The organism is Rhodococcus sp. MEB064, from assembly GCF_000834565.1.
GTDB lineage: Bacteria > Actinomycetota > Actinomycetes > Mycobacteriales > Mycobacteriaceae > Rhodococcoides.
In genome coordinates this window covers 64714-91662 of sequence record NZ_JXQS01000024.1, presented here as the reverse complement: position 1 = coordinate 91662, position 26949 = coordinate 64714, and the positions used below count along the sequence as shown (strand labels likewise).

The window sequence follows — 26949 nt, the reverse complement described above, 5'->3', positions numbered from 1 at the left end:
CCCGGGCCGACGGTCACCGGCGTGCGCCGCGGTATCCCACGTCCGTCGGTTCGAGGTCGCCGAGGTGTCCGAGACCCAGCCTCACGACCATGGACGTGTCCAGGTTCGTCGGTCGCACCGGCGTGGTCCCGACGTACGCGCGGACAGCGCCGGACACCAGGCGGTGGATCGCCGGTGACGGATCGGGAAGATCGTGTACCGTCCGCAACTGCGGAGGACAGACCGCCGACAGGATCTGCGGTGCACTCCCGCGCAGTCGCGAGGGGAGTATGCGTGCAGCGAAGGCGTCGGTGAGTGACCGTGCGACGGCTCGCCCCTCCGGACTCGGTGCGTACTCTCGCTTCTCGTAGTCGGCGGCCCACCGTTCCATCTCCGCGCGGGACGTCGGAATGCGCTGCAGGCGTTGCAGTTCCGCCGTCGTACGCCAGAAGTTCCAGTGCGCGTCCAGCTCGGCCGGGGTGAACGGTGATCGGGCGAGGTCGGAGGTGATGCGGTGTGGATCGAGCGCGAGTGTGGCCAGCGTGTACAGAGCATCGTCGTTGCGTATCGGGAAGTGATCATGGATGGCGTTGAGCCGACCGATCCACGCCCGCCCCACATCCGACTCGGGTCCGTGGTCGAGGAGACGAGCGAAGAACAGCAGAGTGTCGTCGTTCCGCGTGAGCGGATCGGTCATGATGTCGCCGGTTCCTCGCCGATGGAGGATGCGTGCCATCGACGGGACTGCCACCTGCTTCATGAAGGCGACCGTGAACAGGGCGTAGGTCAACGCGGGTGAGCCGTGAAGCACCACGAGCGAGAGTCGCGCGATCTCGGCGGAGTCGCGATCGGGATCGAGAGCTCGGATCCTGCGGGTGACGGCGGCACCGGTCCGACGCGTCACCACGTCGGGTCCAGACGAACGGCGGTGCGACCCGCGAGATCGACCTGCACTCGGGCGCGGCCGTCGTCGTCGGACTGGACGGCCTCGGTCACCGCACCGCGCACCCGATACGTCCGTCGCGGCACCAGCCGATCGACGACGAGGGTGACCCGGCTGCCGGTCGCTCCCGGAAACAGGACGAGGTCCAGGTCTCGGCCGTCGCTGACCGCACGCGCGACGAGGACGTCCGGGTAGGGGGCTTCGGCGAGTTGCGGACCGGTGAGCCACTGTGTCGGGAGACCCGCGCCGACCAGATCGCGGTTCGCAGCGGGTCGTGAGAAGCGCGCCATCAGTGCGTACAGGTTTCCCTGCGTCGACAGTCCTTCGTAGCGCGCGACGCCGTCCTGATCGCTGCGGCGTCCGACCGAGTCGACGTAGTCCAGAGCATCGTCGGCCACCTCGATATCGCCGACCTCGCGGGCGGTCAGTGCGAGGAAGACGTGGGCGAACGCGTCGCTACCGAACGAGTAGTCCCCGGCATCGCACCGGGTCGCTGCCGATCGTGGCAGTCGGTAGTGGTGTCCGTCGTGGGTCAGTGCGTCGCGTCGTGTGAGCCACCACGATCGGTGCGAGAGATCGGGGGCGAAGGCACCCAGCCAATAGGTGGTGGGGAGTGTGACACCCTGCCCGGCCCAGATGTTCCAGGACATCCCGAGGGTTTCGTTGCGCACCCCGATGGATCGTCCGTCGGGTCTCTGGAACTCCATCTCGTAGCTGCGGTGGATGTCGTCCTGCAGGTCGGCGACGTACTCGGTTCCGTGTAGCCGGTCCGACAGTTGCATCGTGATGACGCCGAACGCGTTGCACACCGGATAGATCCACCTCGGCTCGCACGAGAAGAGCGTGAACGGCGACGCCGTCATGTTGCGGTGGATCGACGCGGCCAGGGCGGGAAAATCGTGGTCGTACCGGACGTCGTCGGACCACACATAGCTGAGCCCGCCCGGACGGGAGAAGCGGTCGTCCCCGAAACTCTCGTACATTCCCACCGCAGCCCCCTGCCACCCGGTGAGCATGACGTTGTCCCGGTTTCGCACCGGATCGCGTCCGAGGGAAAATCGTCCCCAGGCGTTCTCGAGCGGCCAGTACCCCCACACCCGGCGATCGCCCATCTTGACGACGGCATTGCGCTGCGCCTCGGCGAGGTAGCCAGAGAACGCCGGCGTGTGCGTGTACCGGTACATCGAGAGGGCGTAGCCGAGAATCGACAGTTGGTAGCGCAGTGCCGCCTCGCGGAACTGGTCCCGGTGGTCGAATCCGTCGAAGTTCTCGAGGGGCTGCAATCCCAGATCGAGTGCGAGGCGCAGGTGTGCGAGATCGTCCTCCGATGCGGTGCGTACGTCCGGTTCGCTCGTGGACGGCAGCGCGGTCTCGAACCACGTGACCGACTCCAACTCGTCGTTGAGGCGGTGTGCGGTGGACATCTGTCGGCGGTGCCGCACGAGGTGGACAGCGCCGGCGACGAGCACCGCGCCGGGCACGACCAGGGCGGGACCCACGATCGCGGCGTGATGGTGGCCTTCGTGGAGCGCCGCGGTGCTCACGATCGACAGCACGTAGACCGCGATCGGTGCCACGGCGGCACCGACCATCCACCACACGAGCAGCGACACGGCGAACGCTGCGAGTGTGATCAGCGCGTGTACCGGGTGCCCGGCGGCCAGGTGACCTGCGCCCGGCCAGAACGCACCGATCGCGGCGAGACGCAGTGGACCGTGGGACGTCGCGGCGACCACGACCGTGACGACGAGGATCCCGCTGTAGACGTACGCGGTGCGGCGGAGCCTCGAGGCGGTGGCGGGAGCGAGGACGGGCCGCGAACTGGGCAGCAAGCGCGCCGGTCGGATGCGGCCGAGCCGGGGAGGCGACGAGACGCTCATGCTGCGACTCCGACCGTCATGGTGTCCGTCACCGTGCGCGTGGCGACCGGGGGTCGCCGGGCAGGCGCGGACGTCGATCCGCCGAGGAGGGCGCTCCACGCCCGTGAGGCGACGCGAATGCCGACCATGACCAGGACCGGGAGGACGCAGCAGAGCATGAGCCACCTCTTTCGAAACCGGAACGTACCAGTTCCGGAATTTTAGGTCGGGTCGGTGGTGGTGTCAACGCTCACCGGCGAACCGGCATGGCACCATGGCGTCGTGACCACGCCGATCAGCGACCGCCCGTACGGCGGCGCGAGCGCGAAGGAACGGCGCTCCGCCCGGCGGCGCCGCGTGAGCACGGCGGTGCTCGATCTCGTCGACGAGCGGGGTATCTCGGCGCTGACCGTGGGAATCGTCTGCGAACGAGCGGCGGTATCCAAGCGGCACTTCTACGAGACGTTCGACAACCTCGACGACGCGGCCGGCAGCACCCTGTCCGACGTGTTGGAGGAGGTGGCCACACGGATCGGCGTCGTCTCGGTCGACACCGGACAAGGCTCCGATCTCATCGAGGTGACCGTTCGAGCCGTGCTGTCGGCCTTCGACGACAAGCGCCTTGCTCGGCTGTACCTCGAAGCGCCCGGCAACGACGGCTTACGGTCCGCCCGTGACCGTGCTGTCGCTCGGTTCGTCGACGGCTTCCTGTCCACGCTCGCGGTGGGCGCCGTGGACGACCCTCGTGCTCGCCTCGTCGCCCACCTCCTGGTGGCAGGGTCCACCGAGGTCGTCGCGATGTGGTTGCGCGGCGACGTGGCCCTTTCTCGTGACGACCTCGTCTCGACACTCGTCGAGCTGGGCACGGACGCACTGGTCAGGATCCGGGCGTCGGGGAGCCTCGACTAGGCCCAGTGCTCGGCCGGGACCTGCTCCGACGCCTTCGGTGCGTCCGGGGGAGTTCCGTCACCGAACGGTCGGCCGCCCAACGCCTCTCGGCCGTGCGGGCTGAGCCAGCTCGACAGGTCCGGACCCTTGGGAACGATGCCGGTCGGATTGATGTCGGTGTGCACCTCGTAGTAGTGCGACTTGATGTGGGCGAAGTCGGTGGTGTCGCCGAACCCCGGCGTCTGGAACAGGTCTCGGGCGTACGCCCACAGCACCGGCATCTCGGACAGCTTGCTGCGATTGCACTTGAAGTGGCCGTGGTACACCGGATCGAACCGGGCCAACGTCGTGAACAGCCGCACGTCTGCTTCGGTGATGGTGTCGCCCACCAGGAACCGCTGGTTCTCCAGTCGCTCGCTCAACCAGTCCAGCCGTGAGAACAGGGCGTCGTACGCCTTCTCGTACGCGCTCTGCGAGCCGGCGAAGCCGCACTTGTAGACGCCGTTGTTGACGTCGTGGAAGATCAGCTCGGCGACCTCGTCGATTTCCCCGCGCAGAGCTTCCGGGTAGAGATCGGGTGCGCCCTCGCGATGGAACTGCGTCCATTCCGTCGAGAAGTCCAGCGTCATCTGCGGGTAGTCGTTGGTCACGACCTGGCCGGTGGACACCTCCACCATCGCCGGGACCGTGATGCCGCGCGGGTAGTCCGGGAACCGCGCGAAGAAGGCGTCCTGCAGGCGCGGGATCTTCAGGACGGGATCGAGTCCGTCGGGGTCGAGATCGAACGTCCAGCTCCGCTTGTCGTGGGTGGGTCCGCACACACCCATCGAGATCGCGTCCTCGAGGCCGAGGAGTCTGCGCACGATGATCGCGCGGTTGGCCCAGGGGCACGCGCGAGCGACGACGAGGCGGTAGCGCCCGGCTTCGACGGGGTAGCCGTCGCGCCCGTCCGCGGTGATGCGGTCCTCGATGTAGTTCGTGTCGCGGTCGAAGCCGCCCTTTTCCACGTAGGACGGGGTGCCGCTGTCGGTGCTCATGGTCGTAACCTACCCGGGTGGAGTCAATTCCATCCCGATGCGCACGCCGAGCTCGGTGAAGCCGAGCGACCGGCCGAACAGACGGGCCGGCGCGTTGTCCACCGGAACTGCCCACTGGGGGATCAGGCCCGCGTCGATGGCCTCGTTCGTGGCCAGGCGGGCCGCTGTCGCGCCGAAGCCTTTCCGGCGGTAGGACGGTGTGGTCACCGCGACCGTGTCCGCGAGGAATCCGCGCCACTCGACGTATCCGGCCGTCGCTGCCGGGGTCGCGTCCGACTCGCCCATCGCGTCGTCGAACACCGTGAACCACGAGTCGACGCCGAAGGACCTGATACCCGCGGCATCGTCGGGCGGTACGGAGGCGACGACGCGGTCGGCGTCGGCTCCCTCGTGCGAGATCAGGGGATGTCCGACGCGGATCTCGTCGCGACTGTCGTCGAGGTAGGCGAGCACGATCGGGCCTCCGCATCGCCCGCGCCGTGACCCCGCGACGTCCGCGAGACCGTCCCGCGTGGCCAGGACGTCGTTGGAGACGCCCTCGGCGCGTTCGATGATCTGCTCCGGTCCGACGAGGACGGCGTGGCCGTCGAGGACGACGAACATGACGCGGTCGGAGTCGTCGTCGACGACGTGCAGGCGGCCTGCGCCGTCCAACGAGGCGTCGTCGGGCAGTCCGAGTTCGCGTGCCCAGGCGAGCCGGACGATGTCGATCTGGTGGGTATTCATCGGCGTCCACGGTAGTCGGGCCGTTTGCATCGGAAGTATTCGGCGCCGTATATTCCAACTGGAATATATGAGATGGCGGGGGGAATCGTGGGAACGCAGGTGAGCACTCTCGGGATCGCCGTCCTGGCGTGCTTGTTCGAGCGGCCGATGCACCCCTACGAGATGTATCAACTCCTGCTCGAGCGGAACGACGACAGGCTGCTCAAGGTCAGACCCGGATCGCTCTATCACGCAGTGGACCGGCTGGCGGCCGCAGATCACATCGTCGCGGTCGGCACGGAGCGCGAGGGCAATCGGCCGGAGCGCACCACCTACGACGTCACGCAGTCGGGGCGCGATGCCTTGACGTCCACTCTCCGCAGCCTTCTCGCGACTCCGGTCCCCGAGTACTCACAGTTCACGCTCGCCCTCAAGGAGTCGCACAACCTGCCCGCCGCCGAAGTGTCCGTGCTGGTCCGTGAGCGGATCGCGCATCTCGGGAAGGACCTCGACGAGATGCGCATCATGACCGCCGCGATCACCGCGCGGCATTCCCCGCGACTCTTCTCCGTCGGCCTGGAGTACACCGTCGCACTCCGCGAGGCCGAACTCGCCTGGCTCCGGGCATTCGTCGACGACATCGACACCGGACGCCTTCCCTGGCTCGACGCGATCATCGCCGAGAAACACCACCACATGACACGACAGGATCGATGATGACCAGCACCACCGTGCCCACTGCGAAGGAGGCGTCCCCCTGGGTCGCACTCTGGACGCTCTGCCTGGGCTTCTTCATGATTCTGGTCGACACGACCATCGTCGCCGTCGCGCAACCCGCGATCCTCGCGGGACTGCAGACCGACATCTCCAACGTGATCTGGGTGACCAGTGCGTACCTCCTGGCCTACGCGGTGCCACTACTGGTCACCGGTCGCCTGGGTGACCGCTTCGGACCCAAGAACCTCTACATCGCCGGACTCGTCGTCTTCACGCTGGCGTCGCTGTGGTGCGGAGTGTCGGGATCGATCGAGATGCTGATCGCGGCTCGTGCCGTCCAGGGTCTCGGTGCAGCGATGATCACGCCGCAGACGATGGCCGTCATCACGCGCATCTTCCCGAAGGACAAGCGCGGAGCGGCCATGGGCGCCTGGGGTGCCGTCGCAGGTGTCGCCACGCTGGTCGGTCCCTTGCTGGGCGGCGTCCTCGTCGACGCGTTCGGCTGGGAATGGATCTTCTTCATCAACCTCCCGGTCGGTGTCGTCGCCATCGCGCTCGCCGTCAAGTTCGTCCCCACGCTCCCCACCAACGAGCACAAGTTCGACATCCCCGGCGTCGTGTTGTCCGCCGTCGGTCTGTTCTTCATCGTCTTCGGATTGCAGGAGGGACAGAAGTACGACTGGAACGGGTGGATCTGGACCTCGATCGGCGCCGGCATCGTCGTGTTCGCGGCGTTCATCGTGTGGCAGTCGCGTAACCGCAACGAGCCGTTGGTGCCGCTGGGACTGTTCCGCGACCGCAATTTCTCGTTGTCCACCATCGGCATCGCCGCGATGGGCTTCGCCATGACCGGCATGATGCTGCCGATCATGTTCTACGCACAGAGCGTGACCGGCTTGACCCCCACTCGGTCGGCCTTGCTGTTCGTGCCGATGGCCGTGCTCACCGGCGTCCTCGCTCCCAACGTCGGTCGTCTGGTGGACCGGGTGCACCCCCGCTACATCGCGGGATCGGGTCTGACTCTGCTGACCGTCGCGCTCGTGTGGCTGGCGATGGAGATGACCCCCACCGCCTCCATCGTCCGACTGCTGATGCCGATCGCGCTGATGGGCGTCGCCAACGCGCTGATCTGGTCCCCGCTGGGCGCCACGGCAACCCGTAACCTGCCGATGTCGCAGGCCGGTGCCGGCAGCGGCGTCTACAACACGATGCGCATGGTCGGATCCGTCCTCGGCAGCGCCGGCATCGGTGTTCTGATGCAGTCACGTATCTCCGCGGAGGTGCCGTTCGCCGGCGCCGCCGGTGCGTCGGCAGAGCTGTCTGCGGGTCGCATCCCGGCCGAGGTCGCAGCCCCCTTCGCCACGGCACTCGGCCAGTCGCTGTACCTGCCCGCGGCCGTGCTGCTCATCGGCGCCGTTGCCACCGCGTTCTACGCCCGCCCGTCCTTCGGCGGTGCACCTGTCGTCGACAAGCCGGTCGCGTCCCGAGAAGCGGAACCGGCCGTCCCGGTGGGTACGACGCCCGTGTCATGATTCGGCGATGAGCGAGAAGCCGACCAGACTCGAACGCACGACGACCGACGCCGGTGCGGAGGTCGCCACCCTGACGTTCGCGCACGGTCCGCTGAACCTGTTCGACCAGGCCATGTTCGACGCCGTCACCGCCGACATCGCCGATCTGGTGGCCAGCCCTCCCCGCGCAGTTCTGCTGCGTGCGGAGGGCAAGGTCGTCTCCGGCGGTGTCGACGTGCACGTGTTCGACGGGTTGTCCGAAGCCGAGGGAACGCGATTGTGGGAAGGGTTGTTCGACGCGATCGCCCATCCCCTCGAGTCACTGCCCTGCCCGGTGGTCTTCGCGGCCCACGGCCTGACCCTGACGGCCGCCCTCGAGATCGCATTGGCGTGCGACATCATCCTGGCGTCACCGAAGGCCAAGTTCGGGCTCGTGGAAACCGTGGTGGGCCTGACCCCGTCGATGGGCGGACCGCAGCGGATGGCGGAGCGCGCCGGCAGCGGCCGTGCCCGGGAGTTCGTCATGACCGGCGACCTGTACTCGGCGGAGACGCTGCGCGAGTGGGGTGTGGTCAACCAGGTCCACGACGATGTCGACACCGCAGCGCGGGCACTGGTTGCACGGCTGGCCGACGGACCCACCCGTGCCCACGCCGCGACGAAGGAGATCATCGGAGCCTGGCGGTCGGGCGGTGTGCGACACGCTGATTCGATGACGTCCGCGGTCTCGGGTGCACTGTTCGAGACCGAGGATCTGCAGGGCGCGGTGCGCACATTCCTGGACCTCGGCCCCGGCAACGCGACCTACACCGGCCGCTAGCTCACCAGCGCGCGCCGAAGCGCAGCCACGGAATCGGCGTCGATGCCGAGCCAGTCGAGGTACCCCTCGAACGAGCCGTGCGCGGCGGTCATCGCGTCGAGACCTGCGCGGTAGTACTCCTCACGCACGCCGAGCAGGTCGTCGTCGAGATCGTCGGCGCTCACGTCGGCGTGGTCGACGATGTGCTGCCGCAACGGGTCCACTGCTGCTGCGCTGCGTAGATAGTCGGCGACGATGTCGTCCTCGACGACGCCGGCGGCGCGGAGCACTGTCGCGACGGTCCACCCCGCGCGGTCCTTCCCGGCGGCGCAGTGCGCCAGGACCGCGGAGCCACCGCTGACCGCGTCGACGACCGACCTGATGGCGATGCGGGCGCCCGGCAGGGTCGGGAACGCGCGGTACGCGCCGTCGAGGTATTCGCGGGCGGTGGCGGCGCGAGTGGTCCGCTCGTGCGGTGCAGCCTCCGTGGGGATGTACGGGACCGCGTGGACCCGTACCGACGCGGGCGTGCGATCCGACCCGAGTCGGCGCACCTCGGCCTCCCCGCGGAAGTCGAAGACGTCGGTGACGCCGAGATCCGTCAGCGCGCGTCGACCGTCGTCGGTGAGGTGGGTGAGAGCGGACGATCGAAACAGCACGCCGGAGCGTGTCCGGGACCCGTCGGTGGTGCGCAGACCGCCCGTGTCGCGGAAGTTCCACGCTCCCGCCAGGTGGAACTGGTCGTCGGGCACGGTGCTCTCGGCGGATCGACTCACTCGTCGACAGTAACCATCGCGCCGGCCACGTCGCTGTGGGGCACGCGATCGCGGTACGGCAGCCAGCGGCTCACCAGCGGTCCGAGATCGGCGACCGCTTCGCTCGACAGGAGCTCGCCGTGGCGCCACGGAACGGATTCGACGGTCATCGGTCCGGTGCAGTACCGAGCCCAGAACTCCGACATGCGCCCCAGCTGGTCGGCGGTGACGTCCGAGTCGATCATGAGTACCTCGCCGCCGAAGGACTCCGGCACGTGATCGTCGACGAGGGCGAACAGCGTGAGCATCGCCTTGGTGATCAGGCGGGCCTGGATGTCCGAGACCGGGAGCTGATCTCCGCCCATTGCCGACCACACCGCCCACAGCGCGTCGGGGGTCATGTCGGCGAGATCCTCGGTGAGGTGCTGGTAGGCGCCGAACATGGCGTCCGCCTGGGCCTTCTTCACATCGCTGCCCGCGACGACGCTGTGTACCGGGTCGAGGAGCGTGAGGGACGCGACGGGGAGACCGCTCGATTCCATGCGGGCTGCGACGGCATGGGCGAGCACGCCGCCGACCGACCAGCCCACGAGGTGGTACGGCCCGTCCGGATCGACTCGACGGATCTCGGCGACGTAACGGTCGACCACCTCGGCCATCGTCGCCGGCGCGAAATTCGGATCGGCGACGGCCGGTGTCTGCACGCCCCACAGCGGCCGCGTCGGTTCGAGGTGTCTGCCCAGCTCGAAGTAGGGCCAGGCGAGTCCCATCATCGGGTGGATGCAGAACACCGGTGCGAGGCCGTCGCCTCCGCCGAGTCGCATGACGGGTGCCACGGCCTCGGACGAGGCGAGGGACTCGTCGTCGTCTTCGCGGTCCAGGTGCTCCGCGATCGCGACGACGGTGCCGTGCGTGAACAGCAGTCTCAGCACCCGGTCCACCCCGGTGGCGCGACCGAGATGAGCGGCCACCCGCGTCGCCGACAGGCTGGTGCCACCGAGGGCGAAGAAGTCGTCGTCGCGTCCTACGAGCCCCAGCCCCAGGACGATGGCGAAGGCGTCCGCCACCATGTGTTCGGTCGGAGTCGAGGGCGCGCGGTACGCCGTCGGCGCGAACGTCGGCGTGGGAAGGGCAGCCCGGTCGAGCTTTCCCGACGTCGTGCGGGGGAGCTCGGACATCGTGACGATGCGGGTCGGCACCATGTACTGCGGCACGCGGTCCGCCACGACGTCCCGGACGGCGGTGACGTCGAGCGCATCGCCGCTCACGTAGGCCACCAGATGTTCGGCACCGGTGCCCGCGTCGCGATGCGCGATCACCACGGCCTGTGTCACCCCCGGATGGGCGAGGGCGGCGTTCTCGATCTCTCCGGGCTCGATGCGTAACCCGCGCAGCTTGATCTGGAAATCGGTACGGCCGAGGAACGACAACTCCCCGGACGAGTTCCACCGCACGAGGTCGCCCGTGCGGTACATCCGCTCACCGGGCCCCGCGAACGGTGCCGGCACGAAGCGAGCAGCCGTGAGCGCCGGTTGTCCGACATACCCGCGGGCGAGGTGCGAACCCGTCAGGTAGAGCTCGCCGACGCTGCCGAGCGGGACCGGCCGCAGGTGCGCATCGAGGACTACCGCCCCCACACCGCGTACCGGGGCCCCGATACCGACCGGCCGATCGCTGGAGATCGGGCCGTGTGCACTGGCCCAGATCGTCGTTTCGGTGGGGCCGTAGTCGTTGTACATCTCGCGCCCGACCGACCATGTGGCGGAGACCGAGTCGGGCAGGGCCTCGCCGCCTACGACGAGGACGCCCACGCAGTCGAGCCCGGCCGGGGACAGGGACTCGAGTACCCGCGGGGTGATGATCGCGTGGGTCACCCGCTGTCGGCGGATCAGTGCCGACAACTCGGTACCGCCGTGCACGGTCGGCGGAGCGAGAACCAGGGTGGCGACGTGGGCGAGCGCCATGAGCATCTCGGCGATCGACGCGTCGAACGTCGGGGACGCGACGGCGAGGACCCGTGCCGCGCCGGGAACCGATCGTCGACGCTGATCCTCCACGGCATCGGCGAGACCCGCGTAGGTGACCGTGACGCCCTTGGGCCGTCCCGTGGAGCCGGACGTGTAGATGACGTAGGCGGCCGACGTCGGCTGCAGCGTCGCCAGTCTCTCCGTGTCGACGACGTCGTCGTCGCTGTGACGGGACAGTGCCGCAACCACGTCGGGTTCGTCGAGCACGAGTCGCGGAATCCACGGGGCGGCAGGTCCGAGTGGCCCGGCGCGGTCGGCCGTCGTCACGACGATGACCGCATCGGAGTCCCGCAGGACGTGGGCGATGCGCTCGGTCGGGTGGGACGTGTCCACGGACAGGAACGCCGCTCCCGCGGCGGCCACGGCCCAGACGGACACCAGATGATCGATCGACCGGGGTAGCGCGAGAGCGACGACGGCATCGGGTCCGACACCGCACGCGATGAGTTCCCTGGCGAGACGGTGTGCACGGCTTCCCATCTCGGCGTAGGTCACGTCCACGTCGTCGGTGCGGACGGCGACGGCGTCCGGACGAGCTACGCGTGCGTCGGCGATGATGCGATCGAGTGTCCGCGGAGGGAGAGCCGGCGCACCGACACGAGTCGACATGTCGATGCGTTCGGACGGCTCCACGGTGTCGAGGTCGCGCACCGAGACGGAGGTGTCCCGGCTCATCGACCCCAGGGTGTGCACGAAGCGCCGCACGACGCGTTCGACAGTGCTGCGCTCGAACAGCTCGGTGGCGTAGGTGAGATCGACCAGCAGACGACCGTCATCCTCGGTCAGGGTCATCGAGAGGTCGAACTGGACTGAGGTGCCACCGAGGTCGAGGACCTCGACCGTCGGCGCGGTCGTCGGGAACGTGGGCGGGGTGACGTTCTGGAGAGTCAGCATCACCTGCACGACAGGGTGACTCGCCGTGGTCCGCACCGGATCGAGCGCCGACACGAGTAGGTCGAACGGCAGCGCCGCGTGGGCGAAGGCGTCGAGCGTGGTTTCGCGTGCCGCGGCGAGATGATCGGCGACGGAGCGCTCGGAGTCGACGGTGGTACGCAGGACAACGGTGTCGACGAACATGCCGACCGTCTCGTCGAGCGCAGGGTCGTCGCGGCCCGCGACCGCCGTCCCGATGGCGAGATCGTCGGTACCCGCCCATTGCGCGAGCACCAGGGACAGCGCGGTCTGCGCGAGCATGAACAGGGTGACGTCGTGGGCACGGGCGGCGGCTGCGAGCGCCGTCATCGCGTCCCTGTCGATCACGGCGTGCACTCGATCACCCTGGTGCGACGGCGTTCTCGGGCGTGGGTGGTCCGTCGGCAGTGCGAGGTCCAGGGGGAGACCGGCGAGCCGGTCGAGCCAGTACGCGAGGTGCCGCGAGACGGGGGAGGACGGGTCCTCCGGTGACCCGAGGGTCGCTCTTTGCCGCACCGCATGGTCGGCGTACTGCACGGGCAGCGGCGACAGGTCGGGCCGCCGTCCCCGCGCTCTCGCACCGTAGGCGGTGACGACGTCGCGCGTCAGCGGTGCCATGGACCATCCGTCCGCCGCGATGTGGTGCACGACGAGAACCAGCACGTGCTCGGTCGGCGATATCACGAGAAGCGTTGCGCGCAGAGGAGTATCGGTGACGACGTCGATGTGCACGGCGATCGCGTCGCGTACGGCGTCGGATACTGCGTCGGCATCGACGGTCACGACGGCGAGTGGTACGTCGACGCTCGGCAGGACCACCTGGTGGGGAACGCCGTCGATCGCGGGGTGGACCGTCCGCAGGATCTCGTGACGGTCGATCACGTCGCCCAGCGCGGACTGCAACGACTCGACGTCCAGACGTCCGGTGAGCGTCAGAGCGATGGGGACGACATAGCCTCCGCGGTCGGCGTCGATCCGGTTCAGGAACCACATGCGGTGCTGCGCGAAGGACAGGGGCACGCGATCCGGTCGCGGCACCGTCGTCAGGGCCGGTCGCACGGATGCCGGCGACTCGGTGAGGCTGCCCGCCAGCGCGGCGACCGTCGGGTGGTCGAAGACGGATCGGGCGGACACCTCGCGCACCGCCGCGACGGACACGTGGGCAGCCACCCGGGTCGCAGTGAGTGAATGTCCGCCGAGATCGAAGAAGTTGTCGTCGAGACCCGGATCCTCGGTCAGGTCCAGCACCGCGGCGAACGCGTCGGCAACCAGCCGCTGCTCCGATGTCACCGCGGGCCGGTGCGGCGCGCGGGCACCGCTGACCTCGGGTAGCGCGCGCCGATCGAGCTTGCCCGACGATGTCAGCGGGAACTCGTCGAGGACCACGACGTGGGTGGGCACCATGTACTGAGGAAGCGTGCGTGCCACGGCCTGCCGGAGGCGATCTGTCTGCACATCGGTTCCCACGACGTAGGCGACGAGGTGATCGTCCTGCACGAGGACGACGGCGCGCTCGACGCCCGGGTGTGCGGTCACCGCCGCGTCGATCTCTCCCAGTTCGATCCGCAGTCCACGGAGCTTGACCTGGAAGTCGTTGCGGCCGAGATAGTCCAGATCCCCGGTGCTCGTCCAGCGCACCCGGTCCCCGGTGCGGTACAGGCGGGTGCCGTGCGACGACGCGACGAACCGCTCGGCCGTCGACCCGGGACGGCCGACGTACCCACGAGCGAGGTGATCCCCCTCGAGGTACAGCTCGCCGGGGATCCCGATCGGGACCGGACGGAGGAAGGTGTCGAGCACGTGAGCGCCGACTCCGCGCACCGGTCGGCCGATGGTCACCGCGTCGTCGGGTCGCAGTGGTCCCTGGCTGGTGGCCCAGATCGTGGTCTCGGTAGGTCCGTAGTCGTTGAAGAATCGTCGGCCCGGCGCCCAGCGTGCGACGAGAGCCGGCGGGCATGCCTCACCCGCGGTGACCAACGATCGCAGGCCGGGAACACGTTCCGGCGTCATCGATTCGAGGACGCGCGGCGTGATGAGAGCGTGGGTCACCGCGCTGTCGGCGACGAGTCGCTCCAGGGCGGGTCCGCCGAAGACGTCGGGCGGTGCGACGACGAGCGGTGCCGACAGGGACAGTGCGATGAGGAGTTCGGCGATCGACGCGTCGAAGGTCGGCGAGGCGACGGCGAGCACTCGAGCGTCCCCGACGCCGCGCAGACGCTGATCCCAGAGTGCGTCCACGAGACCGCGATGAGTCACGCCCACGCCCTTGGGAACTCCCGTCGACCCGGACGTGTGGATGACGTACGCGAGCGTGTCCGGGTGGATGGCTCCGAGACGGTCGTCGGCCGTCACGGCTGCCTCGCTCGTGACGGCATCGTCCAGCGAATCGACCGACACGGAGTGCAGATCGGCCAGGGGGCCTCCGGCGGTGACGGCGAGGAGCACGCCGACCTCGGTGACGATGTGCGACAACCGTTCCGCGGGCCCGGACGGGTCGACCGGTAGGAACGCGGCGCCCGTCTTGGCGACCGACCACACGGCGGTGATCTGGTCCAGCGATCGAGGCAATGCGAGGGCGACCACCGATCCGGGGCCGACGCCGGCGTCCATCAGCACGCGTGCCCACCGGTTGGATCGCCGATCGAGCTCGTCGTAGGTCAGGGTCCGGTCGGCGATCACTGCCGGTCCGGTGGGGTTCCCGGCGACGGCGTCGGCCAGCAATCGGGGGAGCACGCGCGGCGGTAGGCCCGCGCTGCCGTGCTGCGAGAGCAGCAGAGCCCGCTCCGACGGATGCAGGATTTCGAGGGCACCGATGCGCTCGAACGGTCGACGCGCCACTCCGTCGAGAACGCGGAGGAGAATGTCGCCGATACGCGCCGCGGTGCGGTGATCGAACAGGTCCACCGCGTAGGTCAGGGCGCCGTGGAGTCCGCGCTCGCCGTCCGTCAGGTCGAGCGTGAGATCGACTGCTGCCGAGACGTGTCCGGGGTCGAGCACGCCGATCTCGAGTCCCGCGGTGGTGAGGGTGGGCGGCGGTTGGTTCTGGAACGCGAACATCACCTGGACCAATGGGTGATGCGAGGGCGAGCGCACCGGGTCGAGAGCGTCCACGATCAGCTCGAACGGCACGTCGCCGTGAGCGAATGCCGACAGCGTGGACTCCCGGACGTCGTCCAGTAGAGCCGCGAACGTCGCCGTCGGCGTCACGGTCGATCGGAGCACGACCGTGTCGACGAACATGCCGACCAGCTGGTCGAGATCCTCGTGGCCACGTCCGGCGACCGGCGTGCCGACCACGATGTCGTCGCTCCCGGTGATGCGGGACAGCGTGATCGCCCAGGCGGCCTGCACCACCATGAAGACGGTGGCGCGTTGCGCGGTCGCGAGGGTTCGCAGGGCTGCCACGGTGTCGTCGGGAACCGTGATCGGGACGCGGGCTCCACGATGGGTCGCGACGAGTGGTCGAGGTCGGTCGGTCGGGAGGGGTAGAACATCCGCAAGGCCGGCGAGCCGGTCCGTCCAGTACGACGACCGCTCCTTGATCTCGGTCGCGTGATCATGTTGCCACACAGCGTGATCGGCGTACTGCGCGGGAAGCGCCTCGAGGGCCGCGGGCAGACCGGCTCGGCGGGCGCCGTAGAACGCGGTGATGTCGCGGGTCAGCGGGGCCAACGACCATCCGTCGGCGGCGATGTGATGCAGGCAGATCGCCAGCACGTGGTCGTCCTCGGCGACGGTCACCACGGCGACGCGGATCGGGAGTTCGGTGGACAGATCGAAGGCCGACGACGCGATGCGCTCGAGCACGTCGGCCGACTGCTCGTCGACGATGCGCTCGAACGGGACGGTCACCTCGCCGGCGGGGAGCACCTGTTGGCGCGGAACGCCGTCCGGTGCCGGATACACGGTGCGGAGAATCTCGTGTCGCTCCACCACATCGGCGAGCGCTCCCGCCAGCGCGTCGTGATCCAGCGGTCCACGCAGGCGCAGCGCGAGAGGGATGACGTATCCCGAGTCGGGTGTCACGGTGTTCAGGAACCACATTCGTTGCTGCGCGAACGACAGCGGCAGGACGTCGGGGCGAACAGGCGGACTCCGGAACGTCGAGCGTGCGGGTGGTGAGGGTTCGGTTGTCAGTCGCGTCGCGAGCGCGGCGACCGTCGGGGCGTCGAAGATCGTCCGCACCGAGGTGTCCAGTCGTGCAGCGACTCTCGTCGCGCTGAGCGAATGTCCACCGAGGGCGAAGAAGTCGTCATCCAGTCCCACAGGATCCTCGCGGTCGAGGACGGTGGCGAACACGGACGCCACCTCGATCTCGAGTGGCGACGCGGGGGCACGGAACGCCGTCACGGTGACCGACGGCCGCGGTAGACGCGCACGGTCGAGCTTCCCCGACGTCGTCAGCGGCATCGCATCCACCGCGGTCACGACGGCGGGCACCATGTAGCGCGGCAGGGCGCGGGTCGCCGCGGCGGTCACCTCGGCCATGTCCACGGAGTGCGCAGAGCGACCGTCGGCGGCGCTCACCCACGCGACGATCCGCTCCTCGTGCACGGCCGCCACCGCCGTGCCCACGCCGGGCGCGGCGTTCAGGGCCGACTCGATCTCCCCGAGTTCGATGCGCAGACCTCGGAGGGTGACCTGGTGGTCGTCCCGTCCGAGGTAGACGATGTCTCCGGCAGCGTTCAGCCGCACCAGGTCTCCGGTGCGATAGGTGCGCGCACCGCCGGGTGCGGCGACGAACCGAGACGCCGTCAGTGCAGGGCGGCCGAGGTAACCCCGAGCGAGTTGTTCTCCCGCCAGGTACAGCTCGCCGACGACGCCGCTCGGGACTGCGTGCAGACGACTGTCGCGGATGACCGCGTCCACACCCAGGGTTGCCGTGCCGATGGTCACCGGGCGGCCGGGTTCCAGGGTCGCCGACGTCGACCAGACCGTCGCCTCGGTCGGACCGTAGACGTTGCTCATCCGACGGTCCGGTGCCCAGGCCTCGACGAGGGAGGGCGGGCACGCCTCACCCGCGGACATGACGACACCGAGGTGCTCCAGGCCGGCATCCGTCGTCACGTCGAGCGCGCGCGGAGTCATCAGAGTGTGAGTGACACGGTGACGACGCATGAGCGCGTTGAGTTCTGCTCCGCCGAAGACGCCGTCCGGCGCGACGACGAGTGCCGCGTCCATCGCGAGAGCGATCAGCAGCTCGCCGACCGAGGCGTCGAACGTCGTGGACGACACGGCCAGGACACGGGCGTCGGCCACCGACTCGTGACGACTGCGCTGATCCTCGACGGCATTGCGCAGTCCTCGATGCGATACCGCCACGCCCTTGGGTCGCCCGGTCGATCCGGAGGTGTAGATGACGTACGCCAGATGATCCGGGTTCAGTCGTGCGAGGCGGTGCTCGTCGGTGATCGCCTCGTCGGACGAGGTGGTCACGTCATCGACGGTCGCCGGATCGTCCAGGACGACCCGCGTGGCGTCGCAGCCGATGTCGGACAGCGAATCCGACGTCGACACGACGAGCACGGCGGCCGCTGATTCGGTGAGGATCTGCTCGAGTCGGCCGGTCGGTTGTCCGGGGTCGATCGGCAGGAAGGCCCCGCCGGCGCGGCTGATCGCAGCGATCACCGTGAGGTACTTGGCCGACCGTGTGAGCGCCACTGCCACCACGGTGTCGGGACCGACGCCGAGCGAGATCAGGTGTCGAGCCCACCGGTTCGAGGCCCGCGCCCACTCCGTACGGGTGAGCTCGGTGTCGCCGTCGACGATCGCGACACCGTCCGGAGCGCGGTCGAGAAGCTGAGGGAGTGTGAGCGGTTCGCATCGTGCGAGGGGGTGGGTCGCCGGGCCGGAATCCTTCGGGTCCCTGATCGCCAGATCACCCACCGGCGTGTCCGAGTCCGTGACGACGGACATCAGAACCCGCTCCAGAATGTCGCAGAAGCGTTGCGCGGTGGCGTGATCGAACAGATCACGCGCGTACGTCAGGACGCAGGCGAGGCCGCCGCCCCGGGGGCGGACATCGAGCGTGAGGTCGAACGTGGCCGGCGCCGGACCGACATCGAGTACCTCGATGTCGCTGCGGCCGCGCACGGGATCCTCGTCCTGGAACGCCACCATCACCTGGAACACGGGGTGGTGCGCCGACGTACGGGTGGTACCCAGGACGTCGACGACGTGGTCGAACGGAACAGCCGCATGAGCGAACGCGTCGAGAGTCTCGTCGCGTGTTCTCGCCAGCACCTGTGCGAAGGACTCCGCCGGGTCGATCGCGGTGCGCAGGACGACGGTGTCGACGAACAGGCCCACGAGGTCGTCGAGGATGGGATCCGGTCGCCCGGACACCGGTGTTCCCACGGCGATGTCGCGGCTCCCGGTCCACCGTGACAGTGCCACGGCCAGCGCGGTGTGCACCACCATGAACACCGTCCCACGGTGTCGCGCAGCGAGGTCGGCCAGGCCGGACACGGTGGCGACATCGATGTCCAGCGTTGCCCGTCCACCGATCCGTGTGGGCTGCTCGGGCCGTGGCCTGTCTGTCGGCATGTCCAGCACGTCGGGCAGCGAGGCGAGGCGATCCGCCCACCAGGTGGTCGCCTGCTCGTCGACGCCGGTCCGACGTTGCTGAACAGCGACATCGGCGTACTGCACGGGCAGCGGCGAGCGGGTCGGCGCACGGCCCGATCGGTGGGTGTCGTAGGCGGACAGCAGGTCGCGTGCCAACGGGGCGAGCGACACACCGTCCGCGGCGATGTGGTGCAGCAGCAGGAGCAGGACGTGGTCCGCGTCGTCGATACGCAGTATCTCCGCCCGGAGGGACGGTTCGGTCGCGAGGTCGAAGGTAGCGAACCGTGCCGACTCGAGGCGGTCGGGCAGGTCGTCGAGGTCGATGGTCGTGACCGGAGGCTCCCTGCGTGACGCAGGAGGCAGCACGATCTGCTCGACAGTCCCGTCGTGGTCGGCGTAGACGGTCCGCAGAATCTCGTGACGTGCCACCAGATCGTCCAGGGCCGCGGTGAGCGCGCTGGTGTCGAGGTCCCCGCGCATCCGCAGTGCCAACGGCATGACGTAGGAGCCGGGCTCGTAGCGATCGAGGAACCACATGCGTTGCTGCGCGAACGACAAGGGAAGGGTCGCGGGGCGTTCGCCCCCGATACGCACGACGCTTGCATCCGGTGCCGCGGAGTCCAGCAGTGCGGCCAGCCCGGCCACGGTCGAGACGTCGAACAGGGTGCGGAGGGACAGTTCCCGTCCGGTGGTCGACCGGATACGCGCCACTGCGCGCGCCGCCGTCAGCGATGTTCCGCCGAGACCGAAGAAGTCGTCGTCCGCTCCCACCGGGCCGTCGGGCTGCAGGACGGCGTCGAAGACGTCGGCGACAAGCCGTTGTGTCGGGGTGCTCGGCAGGCGGTGAGTGCGGGCGTGACCCGGCAGCGTCCGAGCGCCGAGAAGGCGTCGATCCACCTTGCCCGACGCGGTGAGCGGTAACGCACCGATCTCGACCACGTCGTCGGGAACCAGATGACGGGGGAGTGCGGATCGCAGTGCGTACCTTGCGCTGGCTGCGATATCCGAGAAGCTCTGCGCTGCAACAATATGAGCGACGAGTCGATCACCGCGTGCCGTCACCACGGCGCGGTCGACTTCGGGCAGCGCCGTCAGGACGTGTTCGATCTCCGCCGGTTCGATGCGGACACCACGGACCGAGAGTTGGTCGTCGGTCCGGCCGACGAAGACGAGCTCACCGGACGCCGTCCAGCGCACCCTGTCCCCGGTGCGATACAGACGTCGGCCATCCGGTGCGGCGACGAACCGCTCGGCTGTCAGCGCACGACGGTTCGCGTAGCCCCGGGCAAGTTGGTCACCGCCCAGGTACAGCTCGCCGACCACGTCGATCGGAACGGGCCGCAGGGCGGCGTCGAGAACCAGCGTGGTCGTGTTCCACACGGGCCTGCCGATCGGTACCTCGGTCGTGTCGTCGTCGGTGACCACGTGGGCGGTGACGTCCACCGCCGCCTCGGTCGGTCCGTACAGGTTCACCAGAGTCACGGGCAGTGCAGCGCGTACCGAGTCGGCAACGCTGGCAGGCAACGACTCTCCCGAGGACAGGATCGTGCGCAGGGATGTGCAGGCGGCCAGGCCCGGTGCGTCCGCGACGAGCGCGAGCATCGACGGAACGAAATGCACGACACTGACCGAGCGCCGCGCGATCAGCTCCACCATGGCATCGGCGTCGCCGTGGGCACCCGGGTCCGCGACGACCACCTCGGCTCCGACGTGCCACGGCAGGAACAACTCCCACAGGGACACGTCGAACGTGGCGGGCGTCTTGTTCAGGACGACGTCGGCGGCGGTGAGGCCGATGAACTCCGCTCGCCATTGCAGGTGGCTGACGATGGCGGCGTGCGAGACACCCACGCCCTTGGGGAGCCCCGTGGAGCCCGACGTGAACAGCACGTAGGCGAGGTGGTCCGGGCGCAGCGGCGACAGTCGCTCGGCGTCGGTGAGCGGCTCGTCGGACAGTCCCGCGGTGGGCACGTCGGCGATGTCGATCCACGGGATCACGTCGGGCAGTGGCGTGGACCCCGTGACGAGTCCGAACAGAGCGCCGGACTCCCGTAGTACGTGCCGCAGGCGGTCGTCGGGGTGGCCTGCGTCGATCGGGACGTAGTGCGCACCGGTCGCCACCACGGCGTGCACGGCCACGAACAGATCGATCGAGCGCTCGACGGCCACGGCGACGGCGACCTCGGGGCCCGCTCCGTGCGAGACGAGGAAGCGCGCGAGCCGGTGGACACGACCGGCGAATTCACCCCGGGAGATTCGAGTACCGCCGTGCGAGAACGCGATACGGCTGCCGTCGTGGGTATCCCACGGGTCGATCAGCGTGGACGGAGCGACGGCGTGGTCCTTCGTGTTCCACCCCGAGATGGTCCGTCGCTCGTCCGGTGACAGCAGGTCGATCTCGCCGACGGGGCGATCGGCGTCGGCCGTGGTGAGGACACGGACGAGACGGTCGATCATCCGATCCACCGCGGTGCCGTCCACAGCGTCCGTGCGGTGCGTCGCGCGCAGGATCAGCTCGTCCCCGATCTCGACGGCGATCGACAGCGGGTAGTGGGTGGCGTCGCGTGCCTCGACGCCCAGCACCGTCAGGTCGCCCGCGAGGGCGGTCAACGCAGCGTGATCCACCGGATAGGACTCGAAGGCGAGAGAGGTGTCGAAGCGGGCGCCGGCGCCGACTGCCGCCTCGATCGTCGCGGGGCCGAGGTGATGGTGATCCATCAGCGCCGCCTGCTCCTTCTGGAGTAGGGCGACGCACTCACGCAGGGACGTCGACGGTTCCAGTCGTACGAGGACCGGCACCGTGGTGATGAGGAGCCCCACCATGGATGCGGAATCGGGCAGCTCGGGTGGTCGACCCGACACGGTGGCACCGAACACGACATCGGTGCGGCCGAGGATCGATCCCAGAACCACACCCCAGGCGAACTGGACGAAGGTGTTCGTCGTGACGCCCATGTCGGTAGCCCGCGCGACGACGGCGGCGGTGCTGTCGGGGTCGAGGGTGGTGATCCGCTGCCCGGGCACGCCCGCGGCGTGCTCACTGATCGCGGGAGCCAGCAGAGTCGGCTCCTCCTGGCCCGCCAGCGCCTGCGTCCACGCAGCGACGGACGCTGCCGTGTCACGGTCGCCCAGCCACTGCAGATAGCGCCGCAGCGACGGAGGTTCCGGAATGCGGGTGTCTCCCGCATAGAACGTGAGCAGGCCGCCGAGGACGATCGGCAGCGACCAGCCGTCGAGGATCAGATGGTGGTGGGTCAGCACCACGGTGTGCTCGTCGGACGTGCTGTGCAACACCGCGAATCGCATCAACGGGGCAGCCGCGACGTCGAAACCCACGGTGCGGTCGTGCGCGAGGAACGCGTCGATCACCGCACCGGGGTCGGGATCACCGGCGACGTCGAGATCGGTCCACGACACGGAGACGCCGCCGACGATCACCTGGACGTCCGTGCCGTCGGATGTCGCGGCGAAGGCCACCCGCAGCCCGTCGTGCCGATCGAGAAGTGCTTGTGCTGCCCGGCGGAGACGTGAGGAATCGAGGGTTCCGCGCACCCGCAGGATCGTCTGCACGACATAGGGATCGACGGTCGAGTCCGCGAGCTGCGCGTGGAACAGCAAGCCGGACTGCAACGGAGCGGTGGGGAGCACGTCGGTCAGGGTGGGATGACGAGCAGTCCACGAGTCGACATCGGCGGCCGACGCGCGAACGAGCGGAAAGTCCGAGGGGGAGTGGCCACCGGCACGCGGATCGTCGAGGTGGTGTGCGAGCGCCGCGGCGGCCGCGACCCAGAGATCGAGCAGCGCGGTCACGTCCTCCGTGGACACCGCGTCGGGAAGGTGCGACACCTGCCCGACCAGGACGCCGTCGACGACGACGGTGTCGATCTCGAGTGCGGCCGCGGCACCCAGATCCTCGGCGCGCGGACCGGCAAGGGGTGAGACGTCCGGGACCGGGAGCCAGTCGCCCGTCTCTGCCGACGACATCCGGCCCAGGTGAGCGAACGACAGTTGCGGAGTCCAGTGCAGAGACTCGTCGGCGACACCGTCCGCCGGGTAGCGGAGGAGTCCGTAGCTCGCTCCGTGGTCGGGTACGGCCGCGAGATACTCCTTGACGCGCAGGATCGCGTCTCCTGCAGCGGATCCTCCGGCCATGGCGTCGTCGAGGTCGACTCCGGTGAGATCGAGACGCACCGGGAACACGGTGGTGAACCAGCCGACGGTGCGCGCGGTGTCGGCACCCGGAACCAGACGATCCTCGCGACCGTGGCCTTCCAGCTGCAGCAGCAGGCCCGTATCGATCGTGGTCGATCGCCACACCGCGACCGCCAGGACGAGCGAGGCCAGCAGCGCGTCGGTGGGTCCGGCATGGAAGAGGTGCGGTGCGCGGGTCATCACGGCGTCGGTGATCTCCCGCGTGAAGGTGACGTCGCGGACGGTGGCGTCGCTGACCGTATCGTCGACGGGATCGACGTGTCGTTGCCCGAGAACAGGATTCGGACCCTGCAGTACGGAACGCCAGTACGGCAGGCGGTCGGTGGCATCATGCGACATGAGGCCGGTGGCCCACCGGCGCATCGACGTGCGTACCGGGTCCAACGTCGCCGCGGATTCACCACGACCGGCCCACGTTGCGACGAGATCGGCGACGACGATTCCCCAGGAGACGACGTCGATCACCAGGTGGTGCGCCACGATCACGAGGCGGCCGCTCACCTGCGGTCCGGAGTCGATCCAGACGAGTGCCAGTGCCGTTCCGGTCTCCGGGTCGAGCTCCCGCACCACGTCGTCGACGACGTCGGCCCCGTCCGTGACGTGCCGGATCAGTGCGTCGACGTCGACCGCGCCTCTCGGCCGGACGTCGAGGTGGGCGCCGTCGGTGTCGCGGACCAGGACGGCCCGCAGCATGTCGTGGTGATCGACGACGGCAGTGACGGTGTCCACCAACGACTGTCGGTCGATGCCGACGGGGAGCGCCACGGTGAGCGTCTGTGCGAATCGATTCAGGGTGCCGCCGCGGCCCAGGAGGTGGCGCACGATCGGCGTCGGCACCACCGCGCCGACGCCGTCCTCCGGTGATTCGACGACGGACTCCGATATCCGGTCCGCCACGCGTGCCAGCGCGGCCACCGTGCGCTGCTCGAACACGTCGCGGGCGCTCACTCGCACGCCGGCGGCCGCCGCTACCGAGACCAGCCGGATCGACAGGATGCTGTCACCGCCGAGGGCGAAGAAGTCGTCGTCGACTCCGATGTCGGTGCGCGCGAGCACCTGCGACACGGCGGTGACGAGGGCCTGCTCGACGTCGGAGCCGGGAGCACTCGACGGGCGTGAGCGACGGTCGGGCTCGGGAAGCGCTGCGACGTCGAGCTTTCCCGACGCGGTGAGAGGCATCGCGGTCACGGGAACGACCTGTGCCGGAACCAGGTAGCTCGGCAGGGTCCGCGCGACGACGGCGAGCACGGCCGCGGGGTCGGCGTCACCGGTCACGTAGGAGACCAGCTGCTCCGACTCCCCGTCGCGGCGCACGATCGTGGCGGCGTCGACGACCCCGGGTGCCCCGCGCAGCGCGGTGTCGATTTCGCCCGGCTCGATGCGCTGACCGCGGAGCTTGACCTGGGCGTCCGTTCGGCCGAGGTGGTCGAGGTCGCCGCCACGAGTCCACCGCGCCCGGTCGCCCGTGCGGTAGCGACGTGAGCCGTCGGGGCCGGCCACGAAGCGCACCGCCGTCTCCGCCGGGCGTCCGACGTATCCGCGCGCCAGACCGGGCCCGCTGAGATGAAGCTCGCCCGGCACGCCGATCGGGACGGGGCGTAGGCGCGAGTCGAGCACTGCTGCACCGACTCCGGGGAGCGGTCGTCCGATGGTGACGCGATCCTCGGCGCCGAGGCAACCGGTGCCGGTGGCCCAGATGGTGGCCTCGGTGGGGCCGTAGTCGTCGTACAGGTGGCGGCCGCGCGCCCACCGCGCTGCGAGGGTGGGAGGCAGCACGTCGCCGACACTGAGGATGCACCGCAGCGACTCGAGCCCGTCCGTAACGAGAGTCCCCAGAACGCGCGGCGTGAGGATCGCGTGGGTGACCTTCTCGTCGTGCAGGAGGTCCCGAAGGGGTGCCCCGGCGTACGAGCGATCGTCGGCGACGACCAGGCAGGCCGACAGTGCCACGGCGAGCAGCACTTCCGAGATCGACGCGTCGAATGTCGGTGCCGCGACGGCCAGTACCCGAGCCGCGACATCGTCGGCCCGTGCTCGGTGGGCCGCGACGACACCGTGCACCCCGTGATGCGTGACCGCCACGCCCTTGGGGCGGCCGGTCGACCCGGAGGTGTACAGAACGTAGGCCAGGTCGGACATGGCCGGGCGTATCCACGGCAGAGGCTCGGATGCCGCGTCGGCGGCGGTGGTCCACTGGACGCCGGTCGGGAGGTCGGCCACGTGATCACGGGACGTGACGCCGAGCAGCACTGCGGAGTCGGTCAGGACGCGGTCGAGCCGCGCCGACGGCGCCGCCGGATCGACCGGGAGGAAGGCTGCACCGGTGCGGACCACCGCCCAGAGAGCGACCAGATACTTGGTCGAGCGCGGAAGTGCCAGCGCCACCACCGTTCCCGGCCCGGCTCCTCGATTCGCCAGCGTCCTCGCCAGCAGCGACGACGCCACGTCCAGGTCCGCATAGGTCAGGGAGGTGGACTGCTCGCGCAGAGCGAGTGCGTCCGGGTGTCGGCCGACGACTTGTGCCAGCAGTTCGCCGAGCGTCGACGGTGACGGCGCGGGACCGCCCGTACGGGAGAGCAGATCGACCTCTTCGCCGTCGCCGAAGAACGGGAGATCGCCGACGGTGGTGTCGTCGTCGGCTATAAGGATGCCGTCGAGCAGGCGGGTGAGTCGTGTGCCGTGGCGCTCGATGTCGGAGTCGTCGTAACGCTCGGGATTCCACTGGATGTCGAACGTGAGGGCGTCGCCGGGGTAGATGGTGACCGCCGTGTCGTGAACGGGACCCGACGACAGGATGGTGACCGGAGCGACCACGTCGTCGAAGGTCAACGGGGCCACGAACGGCATGATGTTGACCACCGGACCGAACGAGACACCGTACGGCCTCGCCTCGGCGTCGACGATGCGGTCCCACTCGCGGAACCGTTGGTGGCGCAGAGCTCCGGTGATCTCCTGCCGCACGCGCGCCACCAGATCCCGTACCGCCGTGTCGTCGTCGACACGCAGTCGGACAGGCACGAGGTTGGCCATCATGCCTGCGGTCGCGCGCAGTGCCGCGGTGGTGCGGCCCGTCACCGGGAATCCGAGCATCACGTCGGCGGTGTCGAGCACTCGTGACTGGTGGACGGCCAGTGCGGCCACCACGGCCAGCGGGTCGCTCACCGTCCCGGCGGGGGGCGCCCACGGCACCCGCGTCGCCTTCGGTTGGCGGGGAGTGCTGGGCGGATTCGCAGACATCGAGGTGGGTCCGGTGAAGTCGGCGAGGTGATCCGACCAGTGCGCCAGGTCTGCATCGTGACGTCGGGACTCACGGTAGGCGGCTTCCGAATCATGAATGCGCAGTGCGGCATCGGGCGTCGGGCCGATGCCGTCGGCGAGGGAGTCGGAGTAGTGGCCGGCGATCCGCGTCAGAAGGGTGAACGCGCCCTGGCCGTCGAGGACGAGGTGATGGGCGCGGAGATAGAGGTACATATGGTCGTCTGCCACGCGAACGAAGGCGCACTGGACGAGGGTGGTTCCGTAGAGGTCCACCGGCCTCTGGAACTCGTTCTGCATCCAGTCCCGGGCCGCGGTCGTCGGGTCCGACTCGTCGCGCAGGTCCACGGTGTCGAGGTTCATCACGGCGTCGTCGACGAAGGTCAGAGTCGGCTCGTCGTCCGTCGCGCCCGTGATGCGCGTCTGGCGCAGTCCGGATTCGGTGCCCGCGGCGTGCATCGCGCGTTCGAGTCGCGCGTGATCGATCGGCCCGTCGATGTCGACGTGAAGAGCGATGGTGAAAGCCGCGTCCGGATCGAGGTGCTGCGCGAGCCACAGCGGCCGCTGCGCACCCGTCAGTGGTACCTGCAGACCCTCGAGAGACACGACCGCCCCCTCGTTCCGGTCGTCTCCCACGCTCCGAAATGTAACGGCGCGGACGGGGCTGTCAGGCATGCCTCGACGTCTTCTGGAGGACTCACAGCGGTGTGGTCCGTGCTCTGGCGTCGGCCACGTTCCGTGTGATCGAGCAGACGCACATTAATAGTTGTTTACCTAAGGTAT

11 protein-coding genes are annotated in these 26949 nt (G+C 69.1%); 4 read left to right on the top strand and 7 right to left on the bottom strand.

Features of this window, described 5'->3' with window-relative positions:
- Positions 1-13: 13 nt before the first annotated feature.
- From RU01_RS12490 to RU01_RS22860, 3 genes are read right to left on the bottom strand one after another with little or no spacing between them, the layout of a single operon-like run.
- On the bottom strand, positions 14-886 hold the full coding sequence (locus RU01_RS12490; RefSeq protein WP_042574882.1) for an oxygenase MpaB family protein: 873 nt from the start codon (positions 884-886) through the stop codon (positions 14-16).
- Positions 880-2802: a linalool dehydratase/isomerase domain-containing protein gene (locus RU01_RS12485; RefSeq protein WP_052493262.1), complete on the bottom strand. Its 1923-nt coding sequence runs from the start codon at positions 2800-2802 to the stop codon at positions 880-882. The genes RU01_RS12490 and RU01_RS12485 overlap by 7 nt, the downstream gene beginning before the upstream one ends.
- Complete coding sequence (locus tag RU01_RS22860) at positions 2799-2960, bottom strand: hypothetical protein (RefSeq protein ID WP_156148895.1); 162 nt, start codon at positions 2958-2960, stop codon at positions 2799-2801. Before RU01_RS22860 ends, RU01_RS12485 begins: the two co-directional genes overlap by 4 nt.
- Positions 2961-3063: 103 nt before the next feature.
- Here RU01_RS22860 and RU01_RS22150 point away from each other — a divergent pair, with 103 nt between their 5' ends.
- Entirely contained in the window at positions 3064-3690 is a 627-nt protein-coding gene (locus RU01_RS22150) for a TetR/AcrR family transcriptional regulator (protein ID WP_156148894.1), read from the top strand.
- On the opposite strand, the gene RU01_RS12475 is transcribed toward RU01_RS22150, so the two are convergent.
- Both RU01_RS12475 and RU01_RS12470 read right to left on the bottom strand, forming a co-directional pair.
- The gene (locus RU01_RS12475) at positions 3687-4706 is read right to left on the bottom strand and encodes a glutathione S-transferase family protein (protein WP_042574881.1); all 1020 of its coding nucleotides are present in this window, start codon (positions 4704-4706) and stop codon (positions 3687-3689) included. The genes RU01_RS22150 and RU01_RS12475 overlap by 4 nt on opposite strands.
- A 9-nt stretch (positions 4707-4715) precedes the next feature.
- Positions 4716-5432 carry a GNAT family N-acetyltransferase gene (locus tag RU01_RS12470; protein ID WP_042574880.1) on the bottom strand — a complete coding sequence of 239 codons (717 nt, stop codon included), beginning with the start codon at positions 5430-5432 and terminating at the stop codon, positions 4716-4718.
- 72 nt (positions 5433-5504) lie between these two features.
- Here RU01_RS12470 and RU01_RS12465 point away from each other — a divergent pair, with 72 nt between their 5' ends.
- Genes RU01_RS12465 through RU01_RS12455 form a run of 3 tightly spaced genes read left to right on the top strand, consistent with a single transcriptional unit; the run spans position 5505 to position 8459 of the window.
- Positions 5505-6128, top strand: a complete 624-nt coding sequence (locus RU01_RS12465) for a PadR family transcriptional regulator (protein ID WP_042574879.1) — start codon at positions 5505-5507, stop codon at positions 6126-6128.
- A complete protein-coding gene (locus RU01_RS12460) occupies positions 6128-7660 on the top strand; it encodes an MFS transporter (protein WP_042574878.1) in 1533 nt (510 codons plus the stop codon). Before RU01_RS12465 ends, RU01_RS12460 begins: the two co-directional genes overlap by 1 nt.
- Before the next feature lie 7 nt (positions 7661-7667).
- On the top strand, positions 7668-8459 hold the full coding sequence (locus RU01_RS12455; protein WP_042574877.1) for an enoyl-CoA hydratase/isomerase family protein: 792 nt from the start codon (positions 7668-7670) through the stop codon (positions 8457-8459).
- Here the strand turns inward: RU01_RS12455 and RU01_RS12450 are convergent.
- A complete protein-coding gene (locus tag RU01_RS12450) occupies positions 8456-9214 on the bottom strand; it encodes a tyrosine-protein phosphatase (protein WP_042574876.1) in 759 nt (252 codons plus the stop codon). The genes RU01_RS12455 and RU01_RS12450 overlap by 4 nt on opposite strands.
- On the bottom strand, positions 9211-26802 hold the full coding sequence (locus RU01_RS12445) for a non-ribosomal peptide synthetase (protein ID WP_052493260.1): 17592 nt from the start codon (positions 26800-26802) through the stop codon (positions 9211-9213). The genes RU01_RS12450 and RU01_RS12445 overlap by 4 nt, the downstream gene beginning before the upstream one ends.
- Positions 26803-26949: the final 147 nt, after the last annotated feature.